The sequence below is a fragment of the Candidatus Symbiopectobacterium sp. NZEC135 genome (genome assembly GCF_025962695.1).
In genome coordinates, this window is record NZ_JAGFPF010001369.1 from 1 (window position 1) to 574 (window position 574).

The 574-nt window shown below is 56.1% G+C and carries 1 pseudogene; it reads left to right on the plus strand.

What is annotated here, in order from left to right:
• Nucleotides 1-398 (plus strand): annotated as a pseudogene (locus J5224_RS34305) (propionate/acetate kinase); the annotation flags it as partial.
• Nucleotides 399-574 lie beyond the last annotated feature (176 nt).

A 574-nucleotide genomic window follows, 5' to 3' on the forward strand; every position in this document is an offset into this window, starting at 1 on the left:
ATAACGCCTCCGGCCTGTACGGCATTTCCGGCATCTCCAGCGATTGCCCCACCTTGCAAGAAACACGGGAAAACGGCAACGAGCGCGCAGGATTAGCGATTGATGTGATGGTGCATCGTCTGGCGCGCCACCTGGGCGCCCACCTCACCTCGCTCTCACGCTTGGATGCGCTGGTGTTTACCGGCGGCATCGGCGAGAACTCGGCGCTGATCCGCGAGTTGACCATCGAACGACTGTCGGTGTTGGGGCTAAAGCTGGATAAGCAAAAAAACAGCGACATGGTAGGCGGGCGCAGCGGTGTAATTTCCGCCGAAGGCTTCCCCACTATCGCGGTTATTCCCACCAACGAAGAGAAAATGATCGCGATGGACGCGGCACAGATTGCGCAGTTGGCGTAAAGCGCCGCGTCCCCAGCTTATTGAAACGTGACCCATTTAACAGTTTAGGGCAGCACGGTACTACGCCGCTGCGGCCCTGATAAACCAGCGTGGATTTTATTGTCGCCCCGCTGAAAGTGATAACAAAAAAGTCTCGCTCATCGGCAAAACATTTGGCCGGGATATTCATAACATCC